The organism is Bradyrhizobium agreste, assembly GCF_016031625.1.
Classification (GTDB): domain Bacteria; phylum Pseudomonadota; class Alphaproteobacteria; order Rhizobiales; family Xanthobacteraceae; genus Bradyrhizobium; species Bradyrhizobium agreste.
Genome location: NZ_JACCHP010000017.1, coordinates 98590 through 123035 on the forward strand (window position 1 = coordinate 98590; position 24446 = coordinate 123035).

The 24446-nt window shown below is 64.2% G+C and carries 21 protein-coding genes and 1 pseudogene; 8 read left to right on the plus strand and 14 right to left on the minus strand.

Annotated elements, in window-relative coordinates; genetic code table 11:
- Positions 1–13 precede the first annotated feature (13 nt).
- Positions 14–1363 (plus strand): 8-oxoguanine deaminase, encoded by a 1350-nt coding sequence (locus HZZ13_RS24130; protein ID WP_197961999.1) that lies wholly within the window; start codon positions 14–16, stop codon positions 1361–1363.
- A gap of 109 nt (positions 1364–1472) precedes the next feature.
- Here HZZ13_RS24130 and HZZ13_RS24135 read toward each other — a convergent pair whose 3' ends face one another.
- From HZZ13_RS24135 to HZZ13_RS24150, 4 genes are all read right to left on the minus strand, one after another.
- Complete coding sequence (locus HZZ13_RS24135) at positions 1473–2549, minus strand: BMP family ABC transporter substrate-binding protein (protein WP_197962000.1); 1077 nt, start codon at positions 2547–2549, stop codon at positions 1473–1475.
- 76 nt (positions 2550–2625) lie between these two features.
- Positions 2626–3543 (minus strand): ABC transporter permease, encoded by a 918-nt coding sequence (locus tag HZZ13_RS24140; protein ID WP_197962001.1) that lies wholly within the window; start codon positions 3541–3543, stop codon positions 2626–2628.
- Entirely contained in the window at positions 3530–4621 is a 1092-nt protein-coding gene (locus tag HZZ13_RS24145) for an ABC transporter permease (RefSeq protein WP_197962002.1), read from the minus strand. Before HZZ13_RS24145 ends, HZZ13_RS24140 begins: the two co-directional genes overlap by 14 nt.
- Positions 4605–6176, minus strand: coding sequence for an ABC transporter ATP-binding protein (locus HZZ13_RS24150; RefSeq protein ID WP_197962003.1), 1572 nt, complete (start codon positions 6174–6176; stop codon positions 4605–4607). The genes HZZ13_RS24145 and HZZ13_RS24150 overlap by 17 nt, the downstream gene beginning before the upstream one ends.
- 568 nt (positions 6177–6744) lie before the next feature.
- Here HZZ13_RS24150 and HZZ13_RS24155 point away from each other — a divergent pair.
- Entirely contained in the window at positions 6745–7848 is a 1104-nt protein-coding gene (locus HZZ13_RS24155; protein ID WP_197962004.1) for a hypothetical protein, read from the plus strand.
- Between the two features lie 77 nt (positions 7849–7925).
- On the opposite strand, the gene HZZ13_RS24160 is transcribed toward HZZ13_RS24155, so the two are convergent.
- Genes HZZ13_RS24160 through HZZ13_RS24185 form a run of 6 tightly spaced genes read right to left on the minus strand, consistent with a single transcriptional unit; the run spans position 7926 to position 13804 of the window.
- The gene (locus HZZ13_RS24160; RefSeq protein WP_197962005.1) at positions 7926–8411 is read right to left on the minus strand and encodes a nucleoside deaminase; all 486 of its coding nucleotides are present in this window, start codon (positions 8409–8411) and stop codon (positions 7926–7928) included.
- A 13-nt stretch (positions 8412–8424) separates the two neighbouring features.
- Positions 8425–9957, minus strand: coding sequence for an ABC transporter ATP-binding protein (locus HZZ13_RS24165; RefSeq protein WP_197962006.1), 1533 nt, complete (start codon positions 9955–9957; stop codon positions 8425–8427).
- Positions 9954–10637, minus strand: coding sequence for a biuret amidohydrolase (gene biuH, locus HZZ13_RS24170; protein ID WP_197962007.1), 684 nt, complete (start codon positions 10635–10637; stop codon positions 9954–9956). The genes HZZ13_RS24165 and biuH overlap by 4 nt, the downstream gene beginning before the upstream one ends.
- 17 nt (positions 10638–10654) lie before the next feature.
- Positions 10655–11581, minus strand: a complete 927-nt coding sequence (locus HZZ13_RS24175) for an ABC transporter permease (protein ID WP_197962008.1) — start codon at positions 11579–11581, stop codon at positions 10655–10657.
- 1 nt (position 11582) lies between these two features.
- Positions 11583–12695 carry an ABC transporter permease gene (locus tag HZZ13_RS24180; protein WP_197962009.1) on the minus strand — a complete coding sequence of 371 codons (1113 nt, stop codon included), beginning with the start codon at positions 12693–12695 and terminating at the stop codon, positions 11583–11585.
- Positions 12692–13804: a BMP family ABC transporter substrate-binding protein gene (locus tag HZZ13_RS24185; RefSeq protein WP_197962010.1), complete on the minus strand. Its 1113-nt coding sequence runs from the start codon at positions 13802–13804 to the stop codon at positions 12692–12694. Before HZZ13_RS24185 ends, HZZ13_RS24180 begins: the two co-directional genes overlap by 4 nt.
- Before the next feature lie 394 nt (positions 13805–14198).
- Here HZZ13_RS24185 and HZZ13_RS24190 point away from each other — a divergent pair, with 394 nt between their 5' ends.
- Together HZZ13_RS24190 and HZZ13_RS24195 are read left to right on the plus strand one after the other, a co-directional pair.
- Complete coding sequence (locus HZZ13_RS24190) at positions 14199–15455, plus strand: allantoate amidohydrolase (RefSeq protein WP_197962106.1); 1257 nt, start codon at positions 14199–14201, stop codon at positions 15453–15455.
- A 107-nt stretch (positions 15456–15562) separates the two neighbouring features.
- A complete protein-coding gene (locus tag HZZ13_RS24195) occupies positions 15563–16936 on the plus strand; it encodes a hypothetical protein (RefSeq protein WP_197962011.1) in 1374 nt (457 codons plus the stop codon).
- Here HZZ13_RS24195 and HZZ13_RS37675 read toward each other — a convergent pair.
- Together HZZ13_RS37675 and HZZ13_RS24200 are read right to left on the minus strand one after the other, a co-directional pair.
- Positions 16903–17084: pseudogene (locus HZZ13_RS37675) on the minus strand (hypothetical protein); the annotation flags it as partial. The gene HZZ13_RS24195 and the pseudogene HZZ13_RS37675 sit on opposite strands and share 34 nt — an antisense overlap.
- Before the next feature lie 37 nt (positions 17085–17121).
- Positions 17122–18135, minus strand: coding sequence for a formamidase (locus HZZ13_RS24200; RefSeq protein ID WP_197962012.1), 1014 nt, complete (start codon positions 18133–18135; stop codon positions 17122–17124).
- 216 nt (positions 18136–18351) lie between these two features.
- On the opposite strand from HZZ13_RS24200, the gene HZZ13_RS24205 reads away from it, so the two are divergent.
- Genes HZZ13_RS24205 through HZZ13_RS24215 form a run of 3 tightly spaced genes read left to right on the plus strand, consistent with a single transcriptional unit; the run spans position 18352 to position 22287 of the window.
- Positions 18352–19014, plus strand: coding sequence for a TetR/AcrR family transcriptional regulator (locus HZZ13_RS24205; protein ID WP_197962013.1), 663 nt, complete (start codon positions 18352–18354; stop codon positions 19012–19014).
- Between the two features lie 13 nt (positions 19015–19027).
- Entirely contained in the window at positions 19028–20893 is a 1866-nt protein-coding gene (locus tag HZZ13_RS24210; RefSeq protein ID WP_197962014.1) for an adenine deaminase, read from the plus strand.
- Between the two features lie 11 nt (positions 20894–20904).
- The gene (locus HZZ13_RS24215; protein WP_197962015.1) at positions 20905–22287 is read left to right on the plus strand and encodes an NCS2 family permease; all 1383 of its coding nucleotides are present in this window, start codon (positions 20905–20907) and stop codon (positions 22285–22287) included.
- An 8-nt stretch (positions 22288–22295) separates the two neighbouring features.
- Here HZZ13_RS24215 and HZZ13_RS24220 read toward each other — a convergent pair whose 3' ends face one another.
- A complete protein-coding gene (locus tag HZZ13_RS24220) occupies positions 22296–22517 on the minus strand; it encodes a hypothetical protein (RefSeq protein WP_197962016.1) in 222 nt (73 codons plus the stop codon).
- Positions 22518–22866: 349 nt separating this feature from the next.
- On the opposite strand from HZZ13_RS24220, the gene HZZ13_RS24225 reads away from it, so the two are divergent.
- Positions 22867–23043 carry a hypothetical protein gene (locus HZZ13_RS24225; protein ID WP_197962017.1) on the plus strand — a complete coding sequence of 59 codons (177 nt, stop codon included), beginning with the start codon at positions 22867–22869 and terminating at the stop codon, positions 23041–23043.
- Between the two features lie 19 nt (positions 23044–23062).
- On the opposite strand, the gene HZZ13_RS24230 is transcribed toward HZZ13_RS24225, so the two are convergent.
- Positions 23063–24442, minus strand: coding sequence for a vWA domain-containing protein (locus HZZ13_RS24230; protein WP_197962018.1), 1380 nt, complete (start codon positions 24440–24442; stop codon positions 23063–23065).
- Positions 24443–24446: the final 4 nt, after the last annotated feature.

The following is a 24446-nucleotide window of genomic DNA, read 5'->3' on the forward strand; positions in this document are numbered from 1 at the left end:
GAGAAGCTGGACCATGAGTGAGGCAAGTTCGACCTGGATCAGGGATCCCCTGGCCATCCTCGCCGACGGGGCCGAGCGCGGTATTGTCGTGAAGGACGGCCGGATCGTCGAGCTCGTGCCGGCGGGCGGTGTGCCCGCAACCGCGGATGCCGCAGTGTTCGACGCGGGCGAGCACGTCGTGCTGCCGGGCCTGATCAATACCCATCATCACTTCTACCAGACGCTGACGCGGGCGCTGCCGGCCGCGATGGACCGCGAGCTGTTCCCCTGGCTCCAGGCGCTCTATCCGGTGTGGGCGAGGCTGACGCCTGAAGCGCTCGAGCTCGGCGTCACGGTGGCGATGTCCGAGCTTTTGCTCTCCGGCTGCACCACCACGACGGATCACCACTACGTCTTCCCGGCCGGACTCGAAGACGCCATCGATATCGAGGTGGCGGTGGCGAAGCGCCTCGGCGTGCGCGTGCTGCTCACGCGCGGCTCGATGAACCTGTCGCAGCGCGACGGCGGCCTGCCGCCCGACAGCGTCGTGCAGGACGAGGACACCATTCTCGCCGATAGCGCCCGCGTGGTCGCCAAGCATCACCAGCGCGGGGCGGATGCGATGGTGCAGATCGCGCTGGCGCCATGCTCGCCGTTCTCGGTGACGACGTCGCTGATGCGCGCCACCGCCGATCTCGCCGACAAGCTCGACGTGCGCCTGCACACCCATCTCGCCGAGACCGAGGACGAGAACAGATTCTGCCAGCAGATGTATGGCTGCCGTCCGCTGGACTATCTCGAACAATGCGGCTGGCTCAATGCGCGCGCCTGGCTCGCCCATGGAATCTTCTTCAATCCGGACGAGATGCGACGGCTCGGCAAGGCCGGCACGACCATCAGCCATTGTGCGTGCAGCAACCAGCTGCTCGCGTCGGGCTGTTGCCCGGTGTGCGATATGGAAGAGGCCGGGGTCGGGATCGGCATCGGCGTCGACGGCTCGGCCTCGAACGACGGGTCCAACCTGATGCAGGAGGTGCGGGCCGCGTTCCTGCTGCAACGCTCGCGCTATGGCGTCACGAAGGTCAGCCACAAGGATGCGCTGCGCTGGGCGACCAAGGGCTCGGCGGCGTGTGTCGGCCGGCCGGAACTCGGCGACATCGCCGTCGGCAAGGCGGCCGATCTCGCGCTGTTCAGGCTCGACGAGCTGCGCTTCTCCGGCCACGGCGATCCGCTGGCCGCACTCGTGCTCTGCGGGGCGCATCGCGCCGACCGGGTGATGGTGGCCGGAAAATGGGCGGTGATCGACGGTGCGATCCCGGGCCTCGATGTCGCAGACCTCATCCGCCGCCACAGTTCCGCGGCGCGAGCCATGCAAACTGGATAGTCGGAGCGAAATAGAAAGAGGGGGCAGCCACAAGTGCCGGGTGCTTCTGGCCACCCCCTCCGAACCTCCTCCGGGAGGAGCAGGTGATTTGGTCGATGCAAGAAGCGTGCTACTTGCCCGGCAGCTTGTCGTCGATGCCTTTCACGTAGAAATTCATGCCGAGGATCTGGCCGTCGTCGAGGTGATCGCCGCCCTTGCACTCGACCGGCTTGCCGTCCTGCCCAACGATCGGGCATTTGAACGGATGCAGCTTGCCCGCGGTGATCGCGGCCTGGGCATCCTCGGCCATTTTTTTCACATCGTCAGGCATATTGGTGTAGGGCGCCATGGCGAACATGTGGCTGTCGAGACCGCCCCAGGTGTCCTCGGACTTCCAGGTGCCGGCGAGCTCGGCCTTGACGCGCTCGATGTAGTAGGGGCCCCAGGTGTCGAGGATCGAAGTCAGCTGGGACTTGGGCCCGAACTTGATCATCTCTGAATCTTGTCCGAAGGCCAGCTTGCCGCGTTCACTGGCGATCTGCATGGCGGCGGGCGAATCAGTGTGCTGCATGATGACGTCGGCGCCCTGGTCGATCAGCGCCTTGGCCGCGTCGGCCTCCTTGCCGGGGTCGAACCAGGTGTTGGCCCAGATGATCTTGACCTTGATGTTCGGATTGATCGTCTGCGCCGCCAGCACCGTCGCGTTGATGCCGGAGACGACCTCCGGAATCGGGAACGAGCCGATATAGCCGAGCACGCCCGACTTCGACATCTTGGCCGCGATCAGGCCTTGAATGTAGCGGCCCTGATACCATTTCGCCGAATAGGTCGACATGTTCGGGTTCCGCTTGTAACCGGTGGCGTGCTCGAAATGCACGTTTGGATATTTTTTGGCGACCTTCAGCGTCGGATCCATGTAGCCGAACGACGTGGTGAAGATCAGCTTGTTGCCGGCGCGGACGAGCTGCTCGATCGAGCGCTCGGCGTCCGGGCCTTCGGGCACGTTCTCGAGATAGGTGGTCTCGATCTTGTCGCCCAACTCCTTCACCAGCGCCTGGCGACCGAGATCGTGCTGATAGGTCCAGCCGAGGTCTCCGATCGGACCGAGATAAATGAAGCCGACTTTCAGCTTGTCGGCGGCGGAGGCGGCACTGATGCTCCCGGCGAGCAAGAGCCCGGCAGCCAGTGCAAGAAGTGATTTCCTCATCGTCAATCTCCAAACATCGGGGAAAGCCACAATCCGCAGCATGCGCGCCCCATCGCGCACACTGCGGAAACGAAATTCAACGGTCGGGGACGAACACCGTGCCGAGCGCGGCCGGTGCGGTCGAGCCGCCCGTGCGCGCGCGGGAGAGCAGGACCAGCACGATGACGGTCGCGAGATAAGGCAGCGCCGACATAAACTGCGAGGGAATGCCGACGCCCCAACCTTGCGCGTGCAACTGCAGGATCGTCACCGCGCCGAACAGATAAGCGCCGACGACGAGCCGGCCCGGCCGCCAGGACGAGAACACCACCAGCGCCAGTGCGATCCAACCACGGCCGGCGGTCATGCCCGGAATGAAGAACGGCGTATAGGCGAGCGGCAGATAGGCCCCAGCAAGACCCGCGCAGGCGCCGCCGAACATCACGGCAAAGGTGCGGATGCGCAGGACGGGATAGCCGAGCGCATGCGCGGAAACGTGATTGTCGCCGCAGGCGCGCAGGATCAATCCCGCCCGGGTGCGGTACAGGAACCACCACACGGCGATGATCAGCGTGATCGAGACATAGACGAAGCCGTCCTCGCCGAACAGCACGCGGCCGATCAGCGGGATGTCGGTCAGGACGGGGATAAAAAGATGCACGGCCGGCGTGATGCGCTCGCCGACGAAGCCGGCGCCGATCAGGCCCGAGAGCCCGACGCCGAGGATGGTCAGTGCGAGGCCTGTTGCGACCTGGTTGACGGCAAGCCCAAGCGCCATCAGCGCGAAGACGAGCGACATCAACGTGCCCGCGACGATGCCGAACAGCGCGCCGATCAAGATCGATCCGGTCAGCCACGCGCCGGCAAAACCACAGGCCGCGCCGACGATCATCATGCCCTCGACCCCGAGATTGAGCACGCCGGAACGCTCCACCACGAGCTCGCCCGTCGCCGCAATCAACAGCGGCGTCGACGCGGCGAGCACCGCCAGGACGATGGCTTCAACCAGCTCCATGGGCCACCTGTCGGTTCGGGAACACCAGTTTGAAGCGGTAGAGAATGAGGGAGTCGCAGGCGAGCACGTAGAACAGCAGAATGCCCTGGAAGACCTTGGTGACGTCCAAGGGAATCTTCATCGCGATCTGCGCCTGCTCGCCGCCGATAAAAGTCAACGCCAGGAAGAGGCCTGCAATCAATATTCCAAGCGGGTTCAGCCGGCCCAGGAAAGCGACGATGATCGCGGTAAAGCCGTAGCCTGGCGAGATGCCCGGCTGGAGATGCCCGACCGGACCCGCCACCTCGATAATGCCGGCAAGCCCGGCCAGCGCCCCGGAGACGGCAAAGGTCAGGATGATCAGCTGGTTGGCGTTGAAGCCGCCGAACCGCGCCGCACGCGGCGCGGCGCCGACCACGCGGATCTCGAAGCCCTTAATGCTGCGCCCAAGCAGGATCGCGGCAGCCGCGACGACGAGCAGGGCGATGATCGAGCCGAGATGCAGTCGGCCGCCTTCGATCAGCAACGGCACCGTGGCCACCGGGTCGAACTCGGCCGTGGTCGGGAAATTGAAGCCGTGCGGATCGCGCCAGGGGCCGCGCACGAGATAGTCGAGGAAAAGCTCGGCGACATAGACCAGCATCAGGCTGGTCAGGATCTCGCTGGCGCCGAACTTCACCTTGCAGATCGCCGGGATCAGCGCATAGAGCGCGCCCGCGGCGGCGGCGAGGACGAGCATGGCCGGCAGCACCCAGGCGCCGGCATCGGTACCTTGCGTCTTCACCGCGATCCAGCTTCCCGCAACTGCGCCGATCAGGAATTGCCCTTCGGCGCCTATGTTCCAGGCGTTGGCGAGATAGCAGAGCGACAGGCCGATCGCGATCATCACCAGCGGCGTCGCCTTCACCGCGATCTCCTGCAGCGAATAGCCGTCGGTGAGGGGCGCAATGAAATAAGCGTGCAGGGCAAGCAGCGGATTCTTGCCGAGGATCGCGAACAGGATGACCATGGTGACGATCGTAAGGCCAATCGCGATCATGGGGGACACCAGCGCGATCGCGCCGGAGCGCTCGGCGCGCTTCTCAAGCACCAGCTGCATGCGCGACCTCCTTCGGCTCCAGGCTGCTGCCGCCCATCAGAAGGCCCAGCTTCTCGCGGCTGGCTTCGCGTGCCGAGAGCGGAGCCGACAGCTTGCCGTGGAACATCACGGCGATGCGGTCGGCAATCTCGGCGAGCTCGTCGAGATCCTGGCTGGTCACGAGCACCGCGGCGCCTGCGGTGGCGAGATCAAGCAGCGCCTGGCGGATGACGGCGGCAGCGCCGGCATCGACGCCCCAGGTCGGCTGGCTCACCACCAGCACCGCGGGATTGCGCAGGATCTCGCGTCCCACGATGAACTTCTGCAGATTGCCGCCGGACAGGCTCGCGGCCTCGGGATCGCGCTTGGCCTTGCGGACGTCGAAGGTTTCGGTCGCGCGGTCGACCGTTCTCAGCGTGGCCGCCGTATCGATGAAGCCGCGATGGACCATGCCGCCGGCGGCATGGCCGGTGAGCAGCGCGTTCTCCGACAGCCTCATCCGCGGCGCGGTGCCGTGGCCGAGACGCTCCTCGGGAACGAAAGCCGCGCCCAGCTTGCGCCGCTGGGTGATCGAAAGATGACCGGCAGCGATGCCTTCGATCACCACCGTTCCGGGGTCCTTCGACAGGCGCTCGCCGGAGAGCGCGGCGAACAATTCGTCCTGGCCGTTGCCGGCGACGCCGGCGATGCCGAGGATCTCGCCGCCCTTCAGCTCGAATGAGATGTGCTCGAGCCGCACGCCGTGCGCCTCGGCGGGAGCGAGCGAGAGATCGTTGACGGCGAGCCGCGGCAGGGTGGTCTTGCGGCCGGATGCGCCCTTCACCTCCTTGACCTCGCCGCCGACCATCATCCGCGCAAGTGAGGCGGCGGTTTCGAGCCGAGGGTTGCAGGTGGCGACCTTCCTGCCGCCGCGCAGGATCGTCGCTGTGTCGCAGAGCCGCTTCACCTCCTCCAGCTTGTGGCTGATATAGAGGATGGCGCGGCCTTCGGCCTTGAGGCGCTCCAGCACGATGAAGAGCTGGTCGGCTTCCTGCGGCGTCAGCACCGCGGTGGGCTCGTCCAGGATCAGGAATTTCGGATCCTGCATCAAGGCGCGGACGATCTCGATGCGCTGACGCTCGCCGACGGAGAGCTGCCACACCTCACGCCTGGGATCGAGCGGCAGACCGTACGTCTTCGACACCTGTTCCAGCCGGGCCGACATGTCCTTGAAGGATTCCTTGCCGTCGAGGCCGAGCGCGACATTCTCGGCAACGGTGAGATTGTCGAACAGCGAGAAGTGCTGGAACACCATGCCGATGCCGCGGCTGCGCGCTTCGGACGGACCGGACAGCACGATTCGCTCACCCTGCCAGTGAATCTCGCCGGCGCTGGGCTGGATCAGTCCGTAGATCGCCTTCACCAGCGTCGACTTGCCGGCGCCGTTCTCGCCCAGCAGGGCATGGATTTCCCTCGGCCAGATCTCGATATCGATGCAATCGTTGGCGAGGAAATCGGCATAACGTTTGGTGAGGCCGATGGTCCTCAGGAGCGGGGACTTGCCGGAATGCTGGCCGTCGGGGGTCGGATCTAACATTCGCTGATGCGCTTGCATGGGTGAAGTGCCTCAATACTGGGCCAGTTTGAACCGCGGCGTAAGATGTGAAAAAGCATCATCCCTTGCTCAACGCTTCGGCAGGCGCTCGGCCCAGCGCTCGTGGTCGATTCCGAACGATCAAACCCGGCAAACAGCACCTGGATAGCGGCGGCGATCGCGTCTGCAGGTGGGTCCCTGTTGCAAATTTGTGACGGTTCAAGGCAAATCGGAACCCGCTGTGCAGGCCTGACGCCATGTTGAGCAATGGACGGTGTCGGTCGTCCGTCGCGCGCACTGCAGTGGCGGCGACAGCTGCGTCACTGCGGCACTGCGTTCGGGCGCGATCGAAAATCCGAATAGAAACAATCGGGAATGTTCGGCAGCGGTGCCCCTCGCTTTGCATGTTCGTGCCACCTCGGGCGCTGCAGCTCTTCCGTCGTCCGTCGCGTGCTGCTGCAACATGCGGCACGCCATGTGAAAACTTGAGGCTTCTCGGTCCGGGAGATCGGCGCAAATGTCGCACCCAGGGGCGCGCGTTTTTGCTTGTCCATAGAAGGGGGTATTCAGGATGTCGTTTCGTTACACGGCAATGGCAGCAGCGGCGCTGTCACTTGCTACGCTGGCCACCGGTGGCCCAGCTCAGGCGGCGGATCTGCCGGTCAAGGCGGCCAACAAGGCTCCAGACCTTCCATTCTTCCTGGTGATCGATAACCGCGTCACGTTCTCGTACATCTTCAACGCTGCGCAACCCGGCGCGTGGTCATTCCGGCCAGATGGGTCGATCGACAGCAAGACAACCAAGCAGGTCTATTCGTTCACGCATTTCGACCTCTGGGCGTACGGCACGAATTTCTTCACTATCTCGATGTTCAAGTCGGATCACAATGATCCGGCCGGGCCGTGCACCAATGCTGGGACAATCTTCGGTACGCCTGCCACCTGCGCAGGTGCGACCGAAATCTACGGCCTGTTCCGCTCGACCTTCGGCTGGAACGAGCTCTTCAACACCAAGGCGTTCAGCGCGGGCCCGCTGCACAACATCTCGTTCGAAGTCGGCATGGATGCCAATACCGAGAACCGGTATTTCGGGGCTGCCAAGCGCGACGTCGTCGGCGGTCTGCAATTTGCATTCGACCTGCCCTACAAGGGGTATATCAACGTCGCGCCGCTGGTTTATTGGGAGTTCGCCAACCACAATTCCTTCAGCCAGTGCGGGCTGTTTGGTCCGGGCGTTCCCGGCCTCACCTGTCTTGCGGACGGCAACACCTCGTTCAAGCCGACCTGGGCTGTCGAGGTCAATTACTACATGGACCTCGGCTTCCTGCCGCCGAACATGCAGTATTTCTCGATCAGCGGCCGCGCCGGCTGGTACGGCAAGAAGGGCACGGACACCGAGCCACTCCCTTACAGCCCGGCGAATGGTGTTTACAATACCGCGGTCGAGTTGAATTCGGAGCCCATCCGCCTGACCTTCGATGCTTCGAAGGCGGCCTGGGGCGACAAGTACTCGCACTTCGTGGACGTTTGGGTTGCCTACCGCTACTGGCAGAACAAGTTCGGCCTCGATCACAACCTCGCGGTCGGCTGTACCACGCCGGTCGGTGGCGCCAGGGTGAGCACCGGAGCGTGCACGGAGTCCTCGCTCTACTCCGGTATCACCGTGAAGTTCTGATCGCCTGATGCTCTGCAGGTGAAGGACGATGGCGCCGCGTCAAACATCCGCGGCGTCATCTCCTTTGGGATTTGCTGCTACTTTGTCCAAACCCTGTCGTGCAGCGCTTCGGCTTCGTCTTCGAGCAGCGGCCCGACCACCTCAGTCGGCCGCTGGCCGCTGGCAAAGACCTCGCGGCATCGCAGGTTGAGGGTCGGATTGTCCGGATGATTGCCGGTGATACCGCGCAGGCGATGCTCGCTGAGGCCGTAGACGACGCGGCCGATGCCGGCCCAGTAAATCGCGCCCGCACACATCGCGCAGGGTTCGGCTGAGGAATAGAGCGTGGCTTTCGCCAGCACCTCGCGATCGAGCGTACGGCAGGCCTGGGTGGCTGCGAGGCGCTCGGCATGCGCGGTGCCGTCGTGATCCGGCATGTAGCCGTTCTCGCTCTCGGTCAGCACCTTGCCGTCGGCATCGACGACGATGCAGCCGAACGGATGATTGCCATGAGTGAGCGAACGGCGGGCGACCGCGAAGGACAAGCGAAGGAAGTGCTTGTCACGTTCCGATGCGCCGTTCATCATTCCCCCCGGGTCAGTGCCCTGCCATATGCCGGCCGACCACGGTGAGGTCGGCTTCGCTGGTGCGTGCTTCATACACGAATTCGCCGTGGAACATCACCACCAGCCGATCCGATAGTTCGAGCAGTTCGTCGAGGTCTTCGCTGACGAGCAGGACTGCGGCGCCGCGGTTGCGCGCGGCCATGATCTCGGCGTGGATCTGGGCCACCGCAGCGAAATCGAGGCCGAAGCAGGGATTGGCTGCGATCAGCACTTCGACCTCGTCGCCGAGCTCGCGGGCGAGCACGGCCCGCTGCACGTTGCCCCCCGACAGTGCCGAGATCGGCGTGTCCGGGGTTCGGGTCTTGATCTTGTACCGCGCGATCTTCGTCCTCGCCTCGTCGCGAAAGGCGCGGGGATTGAGCCACCAGCCGCCGCGAGCGAAAGGCTCACGGTCGAAATCACGGAACGCGATGTTGTCGGCGACGCTCATGCCGCCAACGCACGCGTTCTTCAATGGCTCCTCGGGCAAGAGAGACATCTTGTGGCGCCGCATCTCCTCACGGCTGGCGCGGTAGGGATCGCCGGCAATACGGATCTCGCCGCTTTCGGCCTCGCGCTGGCCGGCCAGCACCTCGACCAGCTGGCGCTGGCCGTTGCCGGAGACACCGGCGATGCCGACGATCTCGCCGGCGCGGAAGGTGAGCGAAATATCATGCACGGCGACTGCGCCGGCATCGTCGAGCGCGCGGAGCTTTTGCAGCTCGAGCCTGGCTTGGCCAGGCTTGCCGGTGCGCGGCGGCTGCACCGTCAACTCCTCGGCGCCGATCATGGTGCGTGCCATCTCATCCGGCGTCAGCTCGGAAACCTTGCCGGCTCCGGCGAGCTTGCCGCGGCGCAGGATCGTGACGTCATCGGCAAACGCCATGACCTCGCGGAACTTGTGCGTGATCATCAGGATCGTCAGCTCGCCCCTGACCACCATCTCGCGGAGCATGCCGAGCACCTCGTCGGCTTCCGCCGGCGTCAGCACCGAGGTCGGCTCGTCCAGGATCAGAAAGCGGCGCTTCAGGTAGAGCTGCTTGAGGATCTCGCACTTCTGCCGTTCGCCGGCAGAAATGTCCGAAACTTTTGCGCCGAGCGGCACCTTGAAAGGCATGCGGCCCAAGAACGCCTCTAGCTCCTTCATCTCCTTCGGCCAGTTCACCACGGCCGGCACGTCGTCGCGCGCCAGCACGAGGTTTTCGGCAACCGTCATCGCCGGCACCAGCGTAAAATGCTGGTAGACCATGCCGAGGCCGAGCGCGTGGGCGTCCTTCGGGTTGGCGATCGCCTGCTCGCGGCCGCCGACGATGATGTCGCCTTCGGTCGCGTGGTAGTACCCCATAATGCATTTGACGAGCGTGGACTTACCGGCGCCGTTCTCGCCGAGCAGCGCGTGGAACGAGCCTGGCCGCACCTTCAGCTCGACATTGTCCAGCGCCAGGAAGTCGCCGAAGCGCATGGTCATGGCGATGGCATCGACGCCGAAGGCGCCCGAGGGCGGCGGCGTTTCGCCGATGATCACGAAATCGCTCCGATGAAGGCATCAGAGGTCGAGACTGCGCCGAATACGCCGCCCTGCATCTTGATCATCTTCAGCGCATGATCGTGGTTGCTTTTGTCGGTCGCGCCGCAACAATCGTGCAGCAGGACGCATTCGAAGCCGCGGTCGTTGGCCTCGCGCATCGTGGTGTGGACGCAGACGTCGGTCGTGATCCCTGTCAGCACGATGTTCTCGATGCCGCGGAGGCGCAGGATCAGCTCCAGATCGGTGGCGCAGAACGAGCCCTTGCCCGGTTTGTCGATGATCGGCTCGCCCGGCAACGGCGCCAGCTCCTCGATGATGTCCCAGCCGGGCTCGCCGCGCACCAGGATGCGGCCGCACGGACCGGGATCGCCGATGCCGGCGCCGATCTGGCGCGAGCGCCAGCGCTTGTTGGCGGGCAGGTCGGAGAGATCGGGGCGGTGGCCCTCGCGGGTATGGATGATATGGAAGCCTTGCTTGCGCATCACGGCAAGCAGCCGCTTGATTGGCTCGATCGGCGCCCGCGTCAGCGAGAGGTCGTAACCCATCTTGTCGACATAGCCGCCGACGCCGCAGAAATCGGTCTGCATGTCGATGATGATCAGCGCCGTGTTCTCGGGGCGGAGATCGCCATTATAGGGCCAGGCATAGGGCTCGGACTTGATGTAGCGCTCGGGCATGGACGACCTCGTGCGTGTTACCGTGTGATCGAGAGTTCGGCGGGCGCGCCGGTCAGCGTCCGCTTCGGCGAGCAGGTGATGATCATGATCGCCAGCGTCAGGATGTAGGGCGCAGCGTTGAAGAGGTGGTAGCCGGAGGTAACGCCGACCGATTGCAGTGCGGGTCCCAGCGCGGCCGCGCCGCCGAAGGCGAGCGAGGCCCACAGGCAGAGCAGAGGATCCCAGCGCGCGAAGATCACGAGCGCGACGGCGGTGATGCCCTGGCCCGACGAAAGGCCCTCGTTCCAGCTTCCGGGATAGAATAACGACAGGAACGAGCCGCCGATGCCAGCGAGGAAGCCGCCGACCATGGTGGCGCGCAGGCGGATCAGCAGCACGGAATGGCCCATCGCGCGTGCGGCGTCCGCGCTCTCGCCGGCGGTGCGGATGAGAAGGCCCCAGCGGGTGGTGCGGAATGCCCAATACAGGATTGGCGCCAGCACCACGCCGATCAGGAACAGCACGTTGATGCGCAGCGCCGCGCGGACTTGCGGGATGTCGCTCCACCAGCCGAAGTCGATGGCCGGCAGCCGCGGCGCGGTCGGCTCGATCAAGGGCTTGCCGAGATAGAAGGCAAGCCCGGTGCCGAACAGCATCAAGGCGATGCCGACGGCAACGTCGTTGACGCGCGGCAGCGAGCAGATGCCGGCATGCAGCGCACCCAGCAGCGCGCCGGTGATTCCGGCGGCGAGCACGCCGAGCCACGGAGAGCCGCTGAGATAGGAGATGCCATAGGCGCTCATCGCACCCATCACCAGCGTGCCCTCGAGTCCGAGATTGATGCGGCCCGAGCGCTCGGTGATGCATTCGCCGAGGCTCACGAACAGGAACGGGGTGGAGACGCGAATGGCGCCGCCAAGCACGGCGAGCGGCACGGTCCAGAGGCCGATCGATCCGTCTGCCATCTCAGGATTTTCCCTTCAGGAATCCGATGCGGCCGTAGAGCGCATCGCTGGCGAGCACGAAAACGAAGATGATGCCCTGCAGCACCAGCACGGACGCATCGGGCAGCCCCAGGCGGCGTTGTAGCAGGCCGCCGCTGGCGCTGATGCCGCCGAGCAGGATCGCAACGGGGATGATGGCGAGCGGATTTTGCCGCGCCAGGAAGGCAACTAGGATGCCGGTGAAGCCGTATCCGGCGGCGAGGTTGGCGTTGGTGCGTCCCTGCACGGCGGCGACCTCGGCCATGCCGGCAAGGCCAGCCGCGCCGCCGGCAAGGAAGCAGACGGTCAGGATCAGCTTGTCGACACCGAGGCCGACGATCTTCGCAGCACGGATGTTGCCGCCGGCCACGCGCGCGGCGAAGCCGAACACGGTGTGATAGATCAGAATGTAAGAGGCGATCGCGGCGATCAGGCCAAACACGAGGCCCCAATGCACGTCGGTGCCTGGAATGGAGCCGATCATGTTGGCGGCGCCGATCTCGCGGGTGGACGGCTTGTTGAGGCTGGCGGGGTCTCGCATCAGTCCTTCGACCAGATGGTTGAGGATCGCAAGCGCGATGTAGACCAGCAGCAGGCTCGAGATGGTCTCGTTGACGCCGCGATATTGCCGCAAGCCGCCGGAAAGCATGATCCATAAGCCGCCGCCGATCACGCCAGCGCAGATCATGGCGATCTGGACGACGAACGGCGGCAGGCCCTGAAGCGCGAGTGCGGCGCTGGTTGCCGACAATGCGCCGATCAGCAGCGCGCCTTCGCCACCGATGATGACCATGCCGAGCTGCGCCGGGAGCGCGGTACAGAGTGCGGTGAGGATCAGGGGCGCTGCACGCGTTAGCGTGTTCTGCCACGAGAACCAGGTACCGAACGCGCCGTAATACATGTAGAAATAGAGATCGAGCGGGTTCTTGCCGAACATCGCGACGAAGATGCCGAACACCGCGAGCGCGCCGACGAGCGCCGCGCCCGGGATCAGGACATATTCGATCGTGCCGCCGTGACGCTGGAGAAAACCGGGATCGGCGGCCGGGGCGATTGTCCCGACCGCGTCCGTGGAATCCGCCGCTTCCGTGGTCACGAAGTGGCTCCGAGCACGCCCTCGACGAGGTAGTCCATCTTCTCCAGTTCAGGATCCTTCTGGCCGCGGTCAGTACCGGCGGGGATCACCGTCTTGCCCTTGTTGTCGACCAGCCCACCCTTGAAGATGGCGTAGCCTTCTGCCGACAGGAATTTTGCCTTGGCCTCATCGGCCGCCTTGCGCGCTTCGGCCGAGACCGCTTCGCCGTAGGGCGAGGTCTTGACGATCTCTTCCTTTAGGCCGCCGCGGTAGAAATTCGGGATGCCTTCCCCGGAGGCGATCATCTTGACGAACTTCGGATAGAGCGCTTCCCAGTTCCACTCCGCGCCGGTGAGATAAGCCTTGGGTGCCAGCGCCGACTGGTTGGTGTGATAGCCGCAGACGAAGGCGCCGCGCCGCGCGGCATTCTCGACCATGGTCTTGGGCCCATCGACGTGGCAGGTGAGCACGTCCACGCCCTGATCGATCAGGCTGTTGGTGGCTTCGGCCTCCTTGACCGGCATCGACCAGTCGCCGGTGAAGATCACCTGCGTGGTGGCCTTTGGATTGACGGACTTGGCGCCAAGCGTGAAGGCGTTGATGTTGCGCAACACTTGGGGGATCGGCTTGGCCGCGACAAAGCCGAGCTTGCCGCTCTTCGACGTCAGGCCGGCGACGATGCCGGAGATGTATTGAGCCTCGTCGATATAGCCGAAATAGCTGCCGGAGTTCTTGGGGTCCTTCTCGCTCCAGAGGCCGCCGCAATGCTCGAAGCGGAGCTTCGGGTACTTGTTGGCCATCTTGATCATATGCGGATTGTAGTAACCGAAGGAGGTCGGGAAGAGCAGGGTGGCGCCGTCGAGATTGATCATGGACTCGATCGTCTTCTCGACCGCGTCGGTCTCCGGCACCTTCTCCTCCTCGACCACCTTGAGGCCGGGAATCTTCTTCAGCGCCGCCGCGCCCTGCGCGTGCGCCTGATTGTAGCCGTAGTCGTCGCGCGAGCCGACATAGATGAAGCCGATGGTGGTCTCGGCCGCGAAGGCCGGGCGGAGGCCCGCTGCCGCACCGAGGGTGAGGGCCGCGGCGCCCTGCAACAAATGACGTCGTGAAATCGTGCCAGAATCCATTGCTCGCTCCCCTTGGCGGATGCCCCGCCTTGATCTCGTAGCTGCGCCGGCTTGGCGGAGCCGGATCAGATGTCGCAAGCTTCGTGCCAGAGGCTATGAAGGGTGCAATTTTTACAAGTGATTGAAACATGTGGCGAATTGTCAATTGAGGAAATTTGGCGAGGAAGACAACAGATTAATTACTAGGCATTGTTTGGTAATTGTATGCAGTTGACTTGAGCACCCTAACCGGCTCGTGCATGTGCATGACCGGTGTCAGACGGTCGGCTGGCAAGGCGCATTCATGCTAACCACGCGCCGACGGGGACGGCGCCGGAGGATGTCCGCTGGCACCGAACTTGTATCGATTGTCGTGAGGACCGCCGTGTCCTCAGAAGATGGAAAGCTCGTCGAGATGGGTGCTGGTAACGTTCGCGATGCATCGCTCGGCAATGAGATCGTTCGCCGGATCAATGAGCTCGGCGCGATCTCGGAAGAGCCCGAAAAACTCACCCGCGTCTTCCTCAGCAAGGAACTGCGCCAAGCAGCGGACCTCATCCTGGGCTGGATGCGCGAGGCCGGCATGAGTGCGCGCATCGATGCCATCGGCAATGTCTGCGGCCGGTATGAAGGCGACCGGCCGGGCATGCCCTGCCTGATGCTCGGCTCGCATTACGACACCGTGCGCGATGCCGGCAAATGGGATGGACCGCTGGGTGTGATCACGGCGATCTCTTGCGTCGCTGATCTCAACCGCCGCGGCAAGCGCCTGCCGTTTGCGATCGAGGTGATCGGCTTTGCCGACGAGGAGGGGGTGCGGTTCGCTTCGACCTTGCTCGGCAGCCGTGCCGTGGCCGGCACCTTCGATGAGAGCGCGCTGAATACGCGCGACAGCAATGGCGTGTCGATGCGCGAGGCGCTCGTGCAGTTCGGCCTTGATCCGGACCATATCGGTGCGGCCGCGCGCGCGCGGCGCGAGCTGCTTGCCTATCTCGAATTGCACATCGAGCAGGGCCCGGTGCTGGAAGCGCATGACCTGCCCGTGGGCGTCGTCACCGCCATTGCCGGGGCCACGCGCCTTGCGGCGCGGCTCACCGGTATGGCCGGTCACGCCGGGACCGTGCCGATGGCGCTGCGCCGTGACGCGCTCGCCGGCGCGGCCGAATGCGTAGGTGCGATCGAGCAATTTTGCCGCACCGACGAGGGCGGCCTCGTCGGTACCGTGGGCTACATCCAGGCGAGGCCCGGCGCGACCAACGTCATTCCGGGCGAAGTATCGTTCACCATCGACATGCGCGCGCCAGCCGACATGCACCGCAAGCGCGCGGTGGCCGATGTCGTCCGCCAGATCGAGGCGATCGCCAAGCGGCGGCAGCTGGCGCTTCAGCTCGACGTCACCCATGAGAATCGCACCGCGCCCTGCGCGGCATGGCTGAAGCAGCAGATCGCGCAGGCGATCGAAGCCGAAGGATTCTCCGTGTTCGAGCTGCCGAGCGGGGCAGGGCACGACGGCATGGCCATGATCGACATCGCCGATGTCGGCATGATCTTCGTCCGCTGCCGCGGCGGTATCAGCCATCACCCGGACGAGCATGTCGAACTCAACGATGCCGACGCCGGCGCGCGGGTGTTGCTGCGGGTGATCGAGAATTTCAGGCCGCGCACGGCTTAGGCGAGCGTCACGAACCCGCAAGTCACCGGGTAGAGATACGAATCAGTCATGCTTAAAATGGTGGCCATCATCGCGAGGGTCACGGGACAATCAGCCGATTGACGGACATGAACAGCGACATCTCTTTTCCATCACATCGTGAAAACCGGTTTTATCAAGGGATGGCTGCGACCTTCGTCGCCAACGCCCTTCAGGCGGTCAATTTTCTTGGCGATCGATTCCTCAGACAATCGCATCATTCGTTGTCGGCCATCGAGGACCTCTATCGGCACTCGATGGACAGTGCCTTTTCCGTGACCGAGGCCTTCCTCGTCACGGGCGCGCCGCACGCCTCCGCCTATTACCCTCGCGACTTCGCCTGGTTCTATCCCGACGTGCTCGATCCCGAGACGATCATGGACTCGCAGGACGCGGTGCGGCGGGTGCGCCTGCTCGAGAAGAGCGTGCGCCTGCTGCTGGAGGCGGTTCGCGCCGACGTGGTCACCACGACCATTGTCCCGGCGGGACGGGGTCGGTACCTCGGCGTGAACTATTTCTCGCGGCCCTCGGATACGCTGCTCGGCATTCTCGCCGGCCTTCATCAGATGATCTCTGCCGAGGAGAGGGCATCGCCCTATGTGGCAATGTCACAATGCGCGCATGCAGGCCGCTTGTTGCTGGCGGAATATGGCGGAGACCTCAAGCGGGCCATTTTGCAGCTCGCAGGCGAACTCGAGCCGTTCAACGAGGACGACACTAGATACCTGCTTTGCGATCTCCATGCCCCCCGTTCCGCCGCAACAGACACCCGCGCCGAACGGCGGCGCTTCGTGACCAATGCGTCCGTTTACACGACCTTCGTATGGGGCGTGCAGCTCGGGATCGTCGACGAGAACGAGCTGAAACGGCTGCTCGGGCGCGACCTCGCGCAGTACAAGAGAGACCTGCTCCGCCTCTTCGGCAAAGACGGCTATATCAGGCATTCCCTGGACGGTCCGGCGGGGACGCCCGCCTCCTCGGTCGCGCTGGATTTCGTCGGCGTGCATCGCGGATTTTGGGATCTGGGCGAGGCGAGCGAACGAGCCCTGTTTGCCGCGACGACGGATCTGATCATCGCCGAGCCACGGTTTCGCATACCGAGCACGTTCCACTTCCTGGTCTCTGCGGACAACCCGCGGACCAAGATGATCCACAAGATTGCAGCTCCCGCCTATCAGGGGCGCTCCTCCTGGCCGACGTTCAACGTCGAATTTGCCGACCGCATGCTGGATTATGACGAGTTCTCGGGTGGCGATACCTATCGGGCCTGCGCGCAAGGAATCCTGAAGGACATTCGCGCCGCGACCGAACTCCACGGCGGCTATCAGGAGCTGATCTCGGAGCAAGGTCTGAAGTATCGCACCTGGGCCTACAAGGGAGCCGTGGCCCACTCGTGGTTTCCGCGCTTCCTGTCGGTCTGGAGGAGGGCCTACGGCACGCCGCTCCTCAAGTGGAATGACTGATCCGCGAACCGCGATCCCGCCGTCACTTCGACCACATCGCCGCCCTCCAGCACCTTCGTCGCCATGGCGCGGTCGAGATCGTCTTCCCAGGCCGCGACCACGACGGCTGCGACGCAATTGCGACGAGGTTGCCGAGCGCGCGGGCCACAGTGCCAGATTGTCGCGGTTTCGCCGGAGAAACCGGGTTATTCCGCCGCCTTCGCCGTCTTGCCGAACATCCGCGTCGGGGCCGGGAAGTCGCACGAGGTGCCGTCGGTGACCTTGACCTGGTCTTCCCATGGCAGTCGGAAGGTGCCGGCGACCATATCCTGCATGAAGGTGTAGGGGCAGTCCATCGCGCCTCCCTTCACCGCGACATAGCCGCGGTGCCAGAGCTGGTAGATGTTGTTTTCGACGCCCCAGTTGATGCGGGCTTCGCGCACGAGATCCGGCCGGACCTCTGCGGTGATGATCTCGTCGGCACGACCGGTCGTGCCATGCGCCAGCACGGTGCCGTCGAAATTGACGATCATGCCTTCGCCCATGGAATCGAAGGAGCCGTCCGAGCCGCACATGCAGACATTCGCGGTGACCATCAGGTTCTGGAACGAGTTGGCTTGGTTGGTGAAGCGCCAGGCGTCGCGGATCGGCGCGGTGTAGCCGGCGGTGCGGATCATGATCTCCGCGCCCTTATAGGCGCATTCTCGCGCCATCTCCGGGAACATGCCGTCATGGCAGATGATCAGCGCGATCTTCGCGCCTCTCGGCCCCTCGACCACGGGAATGCCGATATCGCCGGGCTCCCAGGGCTCGACTGGAATCCAGGGATGGAGTTTTCGATAGTAGAGCTTGATCTCGCCATGGTCGTCGATGATCAGGCCGGAATTGTAGGGATTGCCGTGCGGGTTGAACTCCATGATGGAGAAGCAGCCCCAGATCTTGTTGTCGACACAGGCCTGCTTGAAGGCCGCGACCTCCGGTCCGTCAAGCCGACACATGATCTCCGGATTGGTGTCCATCGAGAGGCCGTGCAGCGAGTATTCGGGGAAGACCACCAGATCCATGGTGGAGAGATTGCGGCGGGCCTTGCCGACCATCCAGACGATGCGCTCGGTCTGCCTGGCGAGATCGGCGCGCGTCACGACGTTCGGCAGCTGCAATTGAACCAGTCCGATGACCACGCCCTCAGGCGATTTGTTCAGCCCGCCAAGTCCGTTCATGGTCTGCTCCTTGCTGCCCGCGCCGTTGCCCGCAGTTCTTGCTAGAGCAAATCCGATTTTGGCGGTGCGCAAAAGTCCATTTTTCAGGCGGCCGGCGATCGGCCGTGCCCGGGTTGGCCGCCGGCGTCCGGGAAAACGCAGGCGCCTATTGTTGCAGCGCTGCGTGCCTCAAGTCTCGGCTTGACCGTCCAAATCAACCGGTGTCAGACTTATGACATGAGTACAGCCGTACGACATGACGCAAGCCTGCGTGATGAATATGCCGAGATGACGCGGCAGCGCATCGTTGCGGCGTTTGTCGAGGCTCTGGAGGACGAGGCAGCCGACGACATCTCCATGGCCGCGGTGGCCAAGCGTGCGAAGGTGGCCGAGCGAACCATCTATCGGCACTTCAAGTCCCGTGCGGAGCTGTTTGCGGCGGCCGGCGAATGGATCGAGAACAACGTCTTCAGCTACATTCCCTTCACCTCGCCCGACGAGCTGCCGGAGATCTTCCGCAAGCTATGCAAGCGGTTCGACCGGCATCCGCATCTGGCGCGCGCGATCGCGATGACGCGGGCAGGCCGGCGGGTGCGTGCCGGCTTCAGGCGGCACCTGATAGAGCAGCATCGCAAGGCGATGGCGCCGCTGGTGCGGCATCTCCCTGCGAAGGAGGTCCGCCAGGCGGAGGCGCTCGCGTCCTATCTCAACAACGTGCTGGCTTGGAATGCGATGCGTGAGGATTTCGGCATGTCCAGCGCCGAAATCGCCGACGCGATCGAGTGGGCGCTCACGACCCTTTTGAAGGATGTCCGGCGGCGCGATGCCGCGGCCGCTGCGCGCGGCAAGGCCGTCAAGTCACCACGGAAGCGGACCGCGGCTGCGAAAGTATCGGCATAGAGCGAGGCAGGCCATGAGTGCGATCCCCGACGACCTCCTGATCAATGCGCCCGATGAGGTCCGCATTCGCCAGGACCTGGTGCTGACGGCGCTCGGTCGGCGCCCGGCCGATCGTTCGTTGCGGGTCGGCAAATTGCTCGACGTGCACAGCCGCATCTGGAGCGAAGACCAGGAGATAGTCTTCAAGGGCCGGCGTATCGCGTGGGTGGGGCCGGCCGGAAGCTATCCCGGCGAGGTCCGCGAGCGTGTGCATCGGCCGGATCTTGCCGCCGTGCCCGGCTTCGGTGAGGTGCACAAGCATATCGAAAGCTCGCATCTGACGCCGGAATGGGAAGCGGCGCTGGTGCTGCCGCACGGCAATACCTGGACCTGCGAGGCGAGCCACGAATTCTCCAACGTCAATGGTGCGCGCAATCTCGAATTCTGGTTCGAGGCACGCCGTCGCGGCTCGCCGCTGAAGATATTTCCGCAACCCGGCTCGGCTGTGCCGCCGACCGCATATGAGTGGGGTGGCGGCTGGTATGGCCGCGATGAGCAGGCGCGCTTCATGAGCGAAAGCCTGATGGTCACCGGCCTCGACGAGGTCATGGATTGGCCGGCAGTGTGGAATCCGGACAACCCGTCCTACAAGCGGCTCTGGGGCATGATCGAGGCGACCTTTGCTGCGCGCGGCGTCGTCGAGGGCCACGCGTCGGGCCTGCGGGATCTGCCCTCCATCAACGCCTTTGCCGCGGCCGGACTCGCGTCCGACCACGAGGTGCAGACGCCCGAGGAAACCTGGGACAAGCTCACGCGCGGCCTGTTTGTCGAGCTGCGCGTCTACGCCATGGACGAGATCGTCAAATGGTTGCTCGCGAAGGGCTTGCAGGATTGGTCGCAGATCGCGTTCACCACCGATGACCGCAGTGCCAGCCACACGCTCGAACTCGGCGCCAGCGATCATAATGCGCGGGTCGCGATCGAGGCCGGCCTTGCGCCGGAAATCGCGATCCAGTGTCTCACCATCAATCCGGCGCGGCACATGCGCCTCACGCCGTTCGTCGGCAGTCTGGCGCCGGGGCGCTTCGGCGATGTCGTGCTGCTGTCCGATGTTGACAAGCTTACGATCGCTGAAGTGTGGGCCGATGGCGCGCAGGTTTCCGAGGGCACGCGCTATCTCGGCCAAGTGCCCAAGATCGAATGGCCGGAATGGGCGACCAAGACCGTCAATATCAAGCGCACGATCAAGCCTGAGGATTTCGAGCTGCGGGCCGAGGCAGGGCGGGCCACGATGAAAGCGGCGGTGATCCGCCCGTTCCATTGGCATCCTGAGTTCTACACGCTCGACCTGCCGGTGCGTGACGGGGCGGTGCAGCGCGACGAGAGCGAGGCCATCACAAAATTTGCCATCGTCGACCGTTTCTCCGGCGACGGGCGCGTCGCCAAGATGTTCTGGCGCGGCTGTGGCCCGCGTACGCCGGAGACGGCGCTCGCCTGCTCGGTAGCGCATGACAAGCACAATCTCTGGGTGGTCGGCTCGTGCGACGCGGCGATGGCAAAGGCGGTGAACGCGCTGGTCGAACTTCAAGGCGGATGGGCGCTGGTGCGCGAAGGCGAGCTCGTCGCCACCGTGCGGTTCGAGGTCGGCGGGCTGATGAGCTGTCGCTCGGCGCAAGCGCTCGATGCCGAGATGCAGGCGCTCTACGCAGAAGGCCGCAAAGTCGACTGGATGTACGAGCCGACGTTCCGGCCGCGCTGGTATCCGGGCTTCCCGGAACGGCTGATGTTTGCAACGCTGACCTGCGCGCCCTGGAGCTGGGTGCTCGTAGCGCCGTGCGAGCAGGCACCGCTCGGTTTCATCAACGTGCAGACGGGCGAAGCACACCCGGTGGTCTGGTAGGGGGGACAGGAATGAACGAGATGACGAAGCCGCAAGCCGCCCCCGCACAGCCGGCGGCCGCGAAGCTGCTCGATCGCGCCTTTCGCCTCACCGAACGTGGCACGAGCGTCGGGCGCGAGATGATGGCCGGAGCGACCACGTTTGCGGCAATGGCCTATATCATCGCCGTGAACCCCGCGATCATGTCCAACGCCGGAATGGATCGTGCCGATCTCGTCAGCGCTACGGCGCTGGCAGCGATCTTCGGCTCGGTGGTGATGGGCTTGTGGGCCAATCTGCCGCTCGCCGTGGCGCCCGCGATGGGTTCGAACATCATCTTCACCTATGTCATCGTCAAGCAGATGGGCATGCCCTGGCAGGGCGCGCTTGCCATGGTCGCCTTCACCGGCGTGCTATTCCTGATCCTCAGCCTGTCGAAACTGCGGGAGAAGGTCGCGAAGGATGTACCCGAAGCGTTGAAGATCGGCATCCAGGCGGCAGTCGGCACCCTCATCGTCTTTATTGCACTACGAGGCGCGGGATTCGTGATCCAGAATCCGTCGACCTACATCGCCATGGGATCCCTGCGCAGCCCGCCTGTGCTGCTGACGCTGTTCGGCCTCCTGCTCACGCCCGTGCTGGTGGCGCGCCGGGTCCCAGCGGCGCTGATCCTGTCGATCGTGATATTGACGCTGATCGGCTTCTTCGTTCCGGGCGCCAACGGCAAGATGGTGACGTCCATGCCATCGGCGATCCTGTCGTGGCCGCGCTGGCCGACCAGCACTTTCATGGCGCTCGACGTCGGCTATCTCTTCAGCCATTTCATCGTGGCGCTGCCGCTGCTGTTCTATTTCCTGTGCGCCGAATTCTTTTCGACGCTGGGCACGCTGATCGGCGTGACGGGCGCTGCCAACTTACGCAAGCCCGATGGCTCGATCCCGAACGCCACCGCGGCCTTCGCGACCGACGCGACGGCTTCGATCGTGGGGCCGCTGCTAAGGACCTCCGTCGTCACGGCTTACATCGAATCCATCACCGGTGTGCAGGCCGGCGGTCGCACCGGCCTGACCTCGCTGACCGTTGCGGGATTCTTCTGTCTCGCACTGTTCTTGTGGCCGATCTTTGTCATCATTCCGCCGCAAGCGACCGCGCCCGCGCTGGTGCTGGTCGGCGTGCTGATGATGCAAGGGCTTGCCCGCATCGACATGACGGATATCGTCAATGCGGTTCCGATCGTGCTGACGTTGCTCGTGACCGTGCTGACCAACAATCTCATCAACGGAATGGCCCTGGGCACGTTGAGCTACATCGGGCTGGAAGTGTCAGTCGGCCGGCGGTCGCAGATTCCTGCGATGGTGTGGGGACTTGGCGCCGTGTTCGTCGCTTACGCAATTGTGATCGCACAGATCTTTTGACGTGTGCGTCAGGCCGCGAGGTCCAGCAACCTGCAAGATCCGCGCACCAACGCCTTGCGCCCGGCCGGCGTCATTGCAGGGACGCCGTCATCGATGAAGACAAGGCCGAGCTCGACCAGGCTCTTGACGACATAAGCCTTCGCGAGGCGACCGTTCGGCATCGGGTTGCGAAGCGCTTTCAGCGCTTCCCACTGGTCGGTTGAAAGATCGAAGTCGAAATCGTTGCTCATGTTGCCTCAGGCGATCGTCCGGTTCGCGTGCCCCTGTTAGCGACACCGCATGAAGACCGTGCGACGACAATGAGTCGGGAATTCGGTCAGCCGTTTAGAACGTCTCTTCACAAATTGCGGCACTTCGTTGCATCACAAAAGTTAAGATCGTTCGCGTTCGAATATTGTCACGATCTCCGATCACTAATTGATGATCCGGACTGGATGTTGCGGTGCGAACTGCCGCAGCGCACGGGAAGTATTGCTGTCCCATTCTGCGTCGCGATATGCACAGAAATCATGAGGCGAGAGGTTCAGGACTCTGTTACGTTGATTCGCTGGGAACGACTTCACGCGGCAGGTGGGGTGCATGAACAGGCTGGTGAAAATTCGCAGTCAGGAATTCCTTTGCCGAGAGCGCGCAGCGCTCGATTCGAAGCGCCGGCTGTTCTGGCTGGCGCAGGCGGAAGAATGGGAGCAGCGTGCGCTCGACGAAATCGCGCATCACTTTCGGGAGTGCAATCAGGCCGAGTTGAGCGCAGCCTGACGGAGGTGGCTGCTATTGCCTATTGATAAGTCGCCACAATGTCGGAAACAGCGCGTTCGAGCTGTTGCGCGGTGGCGCATTGACGCACGACGCTGCAGAAAGTTGCGTAGCGCGGCATCTCGGAATCGCCAAAGCCCCAGGCGAGCCGCCCCTCGGGATTGAGCCAGACCAGCCGCTTCGAGCGCTCGGAGATCCGGCGCAAAATGTCCGCGCGTGGGTCGAGATTGTTGCTGCGGGCATCGCCGAGCACAATCACCGTGGTCTGCGGCGTCAGCGTGCTCATGAACTCCTTCTCGAAATCGACCAGCGAAGAGCCGTAATCCGACGAGCCGAAACCGACCTTGGACATGATCTCGGACATCGCTTCCTCCGGCGACTTCGCCTCCAGGATCTCGCTGACCTCGATCAGGTGCGAAGAAAAGGCGAAGGAGCGGACGTCGTCGACCACCTCGTGCAGCGAGTGGATCAGCAGCAGGAAGAAGTCGGAGACTTGCGCAACAGAGCCCGAGACGTCGCACAGCGCAACGATCTTCGGCCGGTCGCGATGCTTGCGCTTCCATGCCGTGAGGAACGGCACGCCGCCCCAGGCCGCGTTGCGGCGGAGCGTGCGGCGAACGTCGAGATGGCCGCGGCGCTGGCGCTTGCGCGGCTTGGAATAGCGCTCGCGCAGCCGGCGCGCGATCTGGCGGATGAGGGCACGCATCTCGGCAACCTGGCGCCGCTCGATGCGGGCGAGCGGCGCGTTGCGCAGGATCTCGTTGCGGAGATTTTCAGCTTCCTCGCGGGCATAGAGTGCAAGCCCCTGAGAGACCGTGTCGCGCACGGCTTCGCGCAAGGCGTCGAGGGCCGCGCGCAGGCGCTCGGCCAGTGGCGGGTTGGTCGCGGTCAGCCGGTCGAGATCGTCGCGCAGGCGCTGGAGGCCCATGGCGTCGAGGATGCGGCTGGAGAATATGCCGCGCTGGGTGGAGTAGCGGATGTCGGACAGGGAGGCCGCGCCGGAGGCGCTGGCAATCGCGGCCGCGATCGCGTTGCGATCTTGCGACAATAGCATCTGCGCCAAGGGACCGAGCGCCTGGGGAGGCTGACCCTCACCCGCCTCGCCCGCCGAGCCGGAGGAGGGCGGCTGATCGTCGCTTTGCGCAGCATCGTGTTCGTTGGCAGCTTCAGGCTGATCCTGTCGCGGTTCCGGCTGGCTGAAGAACAGATCAAAGCAGTCGCCGAGCGCCAGCTTCTCGTCTTGCGACTTCGCGAGCGTCAGCAGCAGCGCATCGCGCAGCACGGCGCGGTCGGAGATGCCGACCTGCGCGACGGCGCGCATCGCATCGATGCTTTCGGCCGGCGAGACGTGAACACCGGCGCCGCGCGCCGCCCGAAAGAAGCGATGTAGATTTTCGCGCATCGGC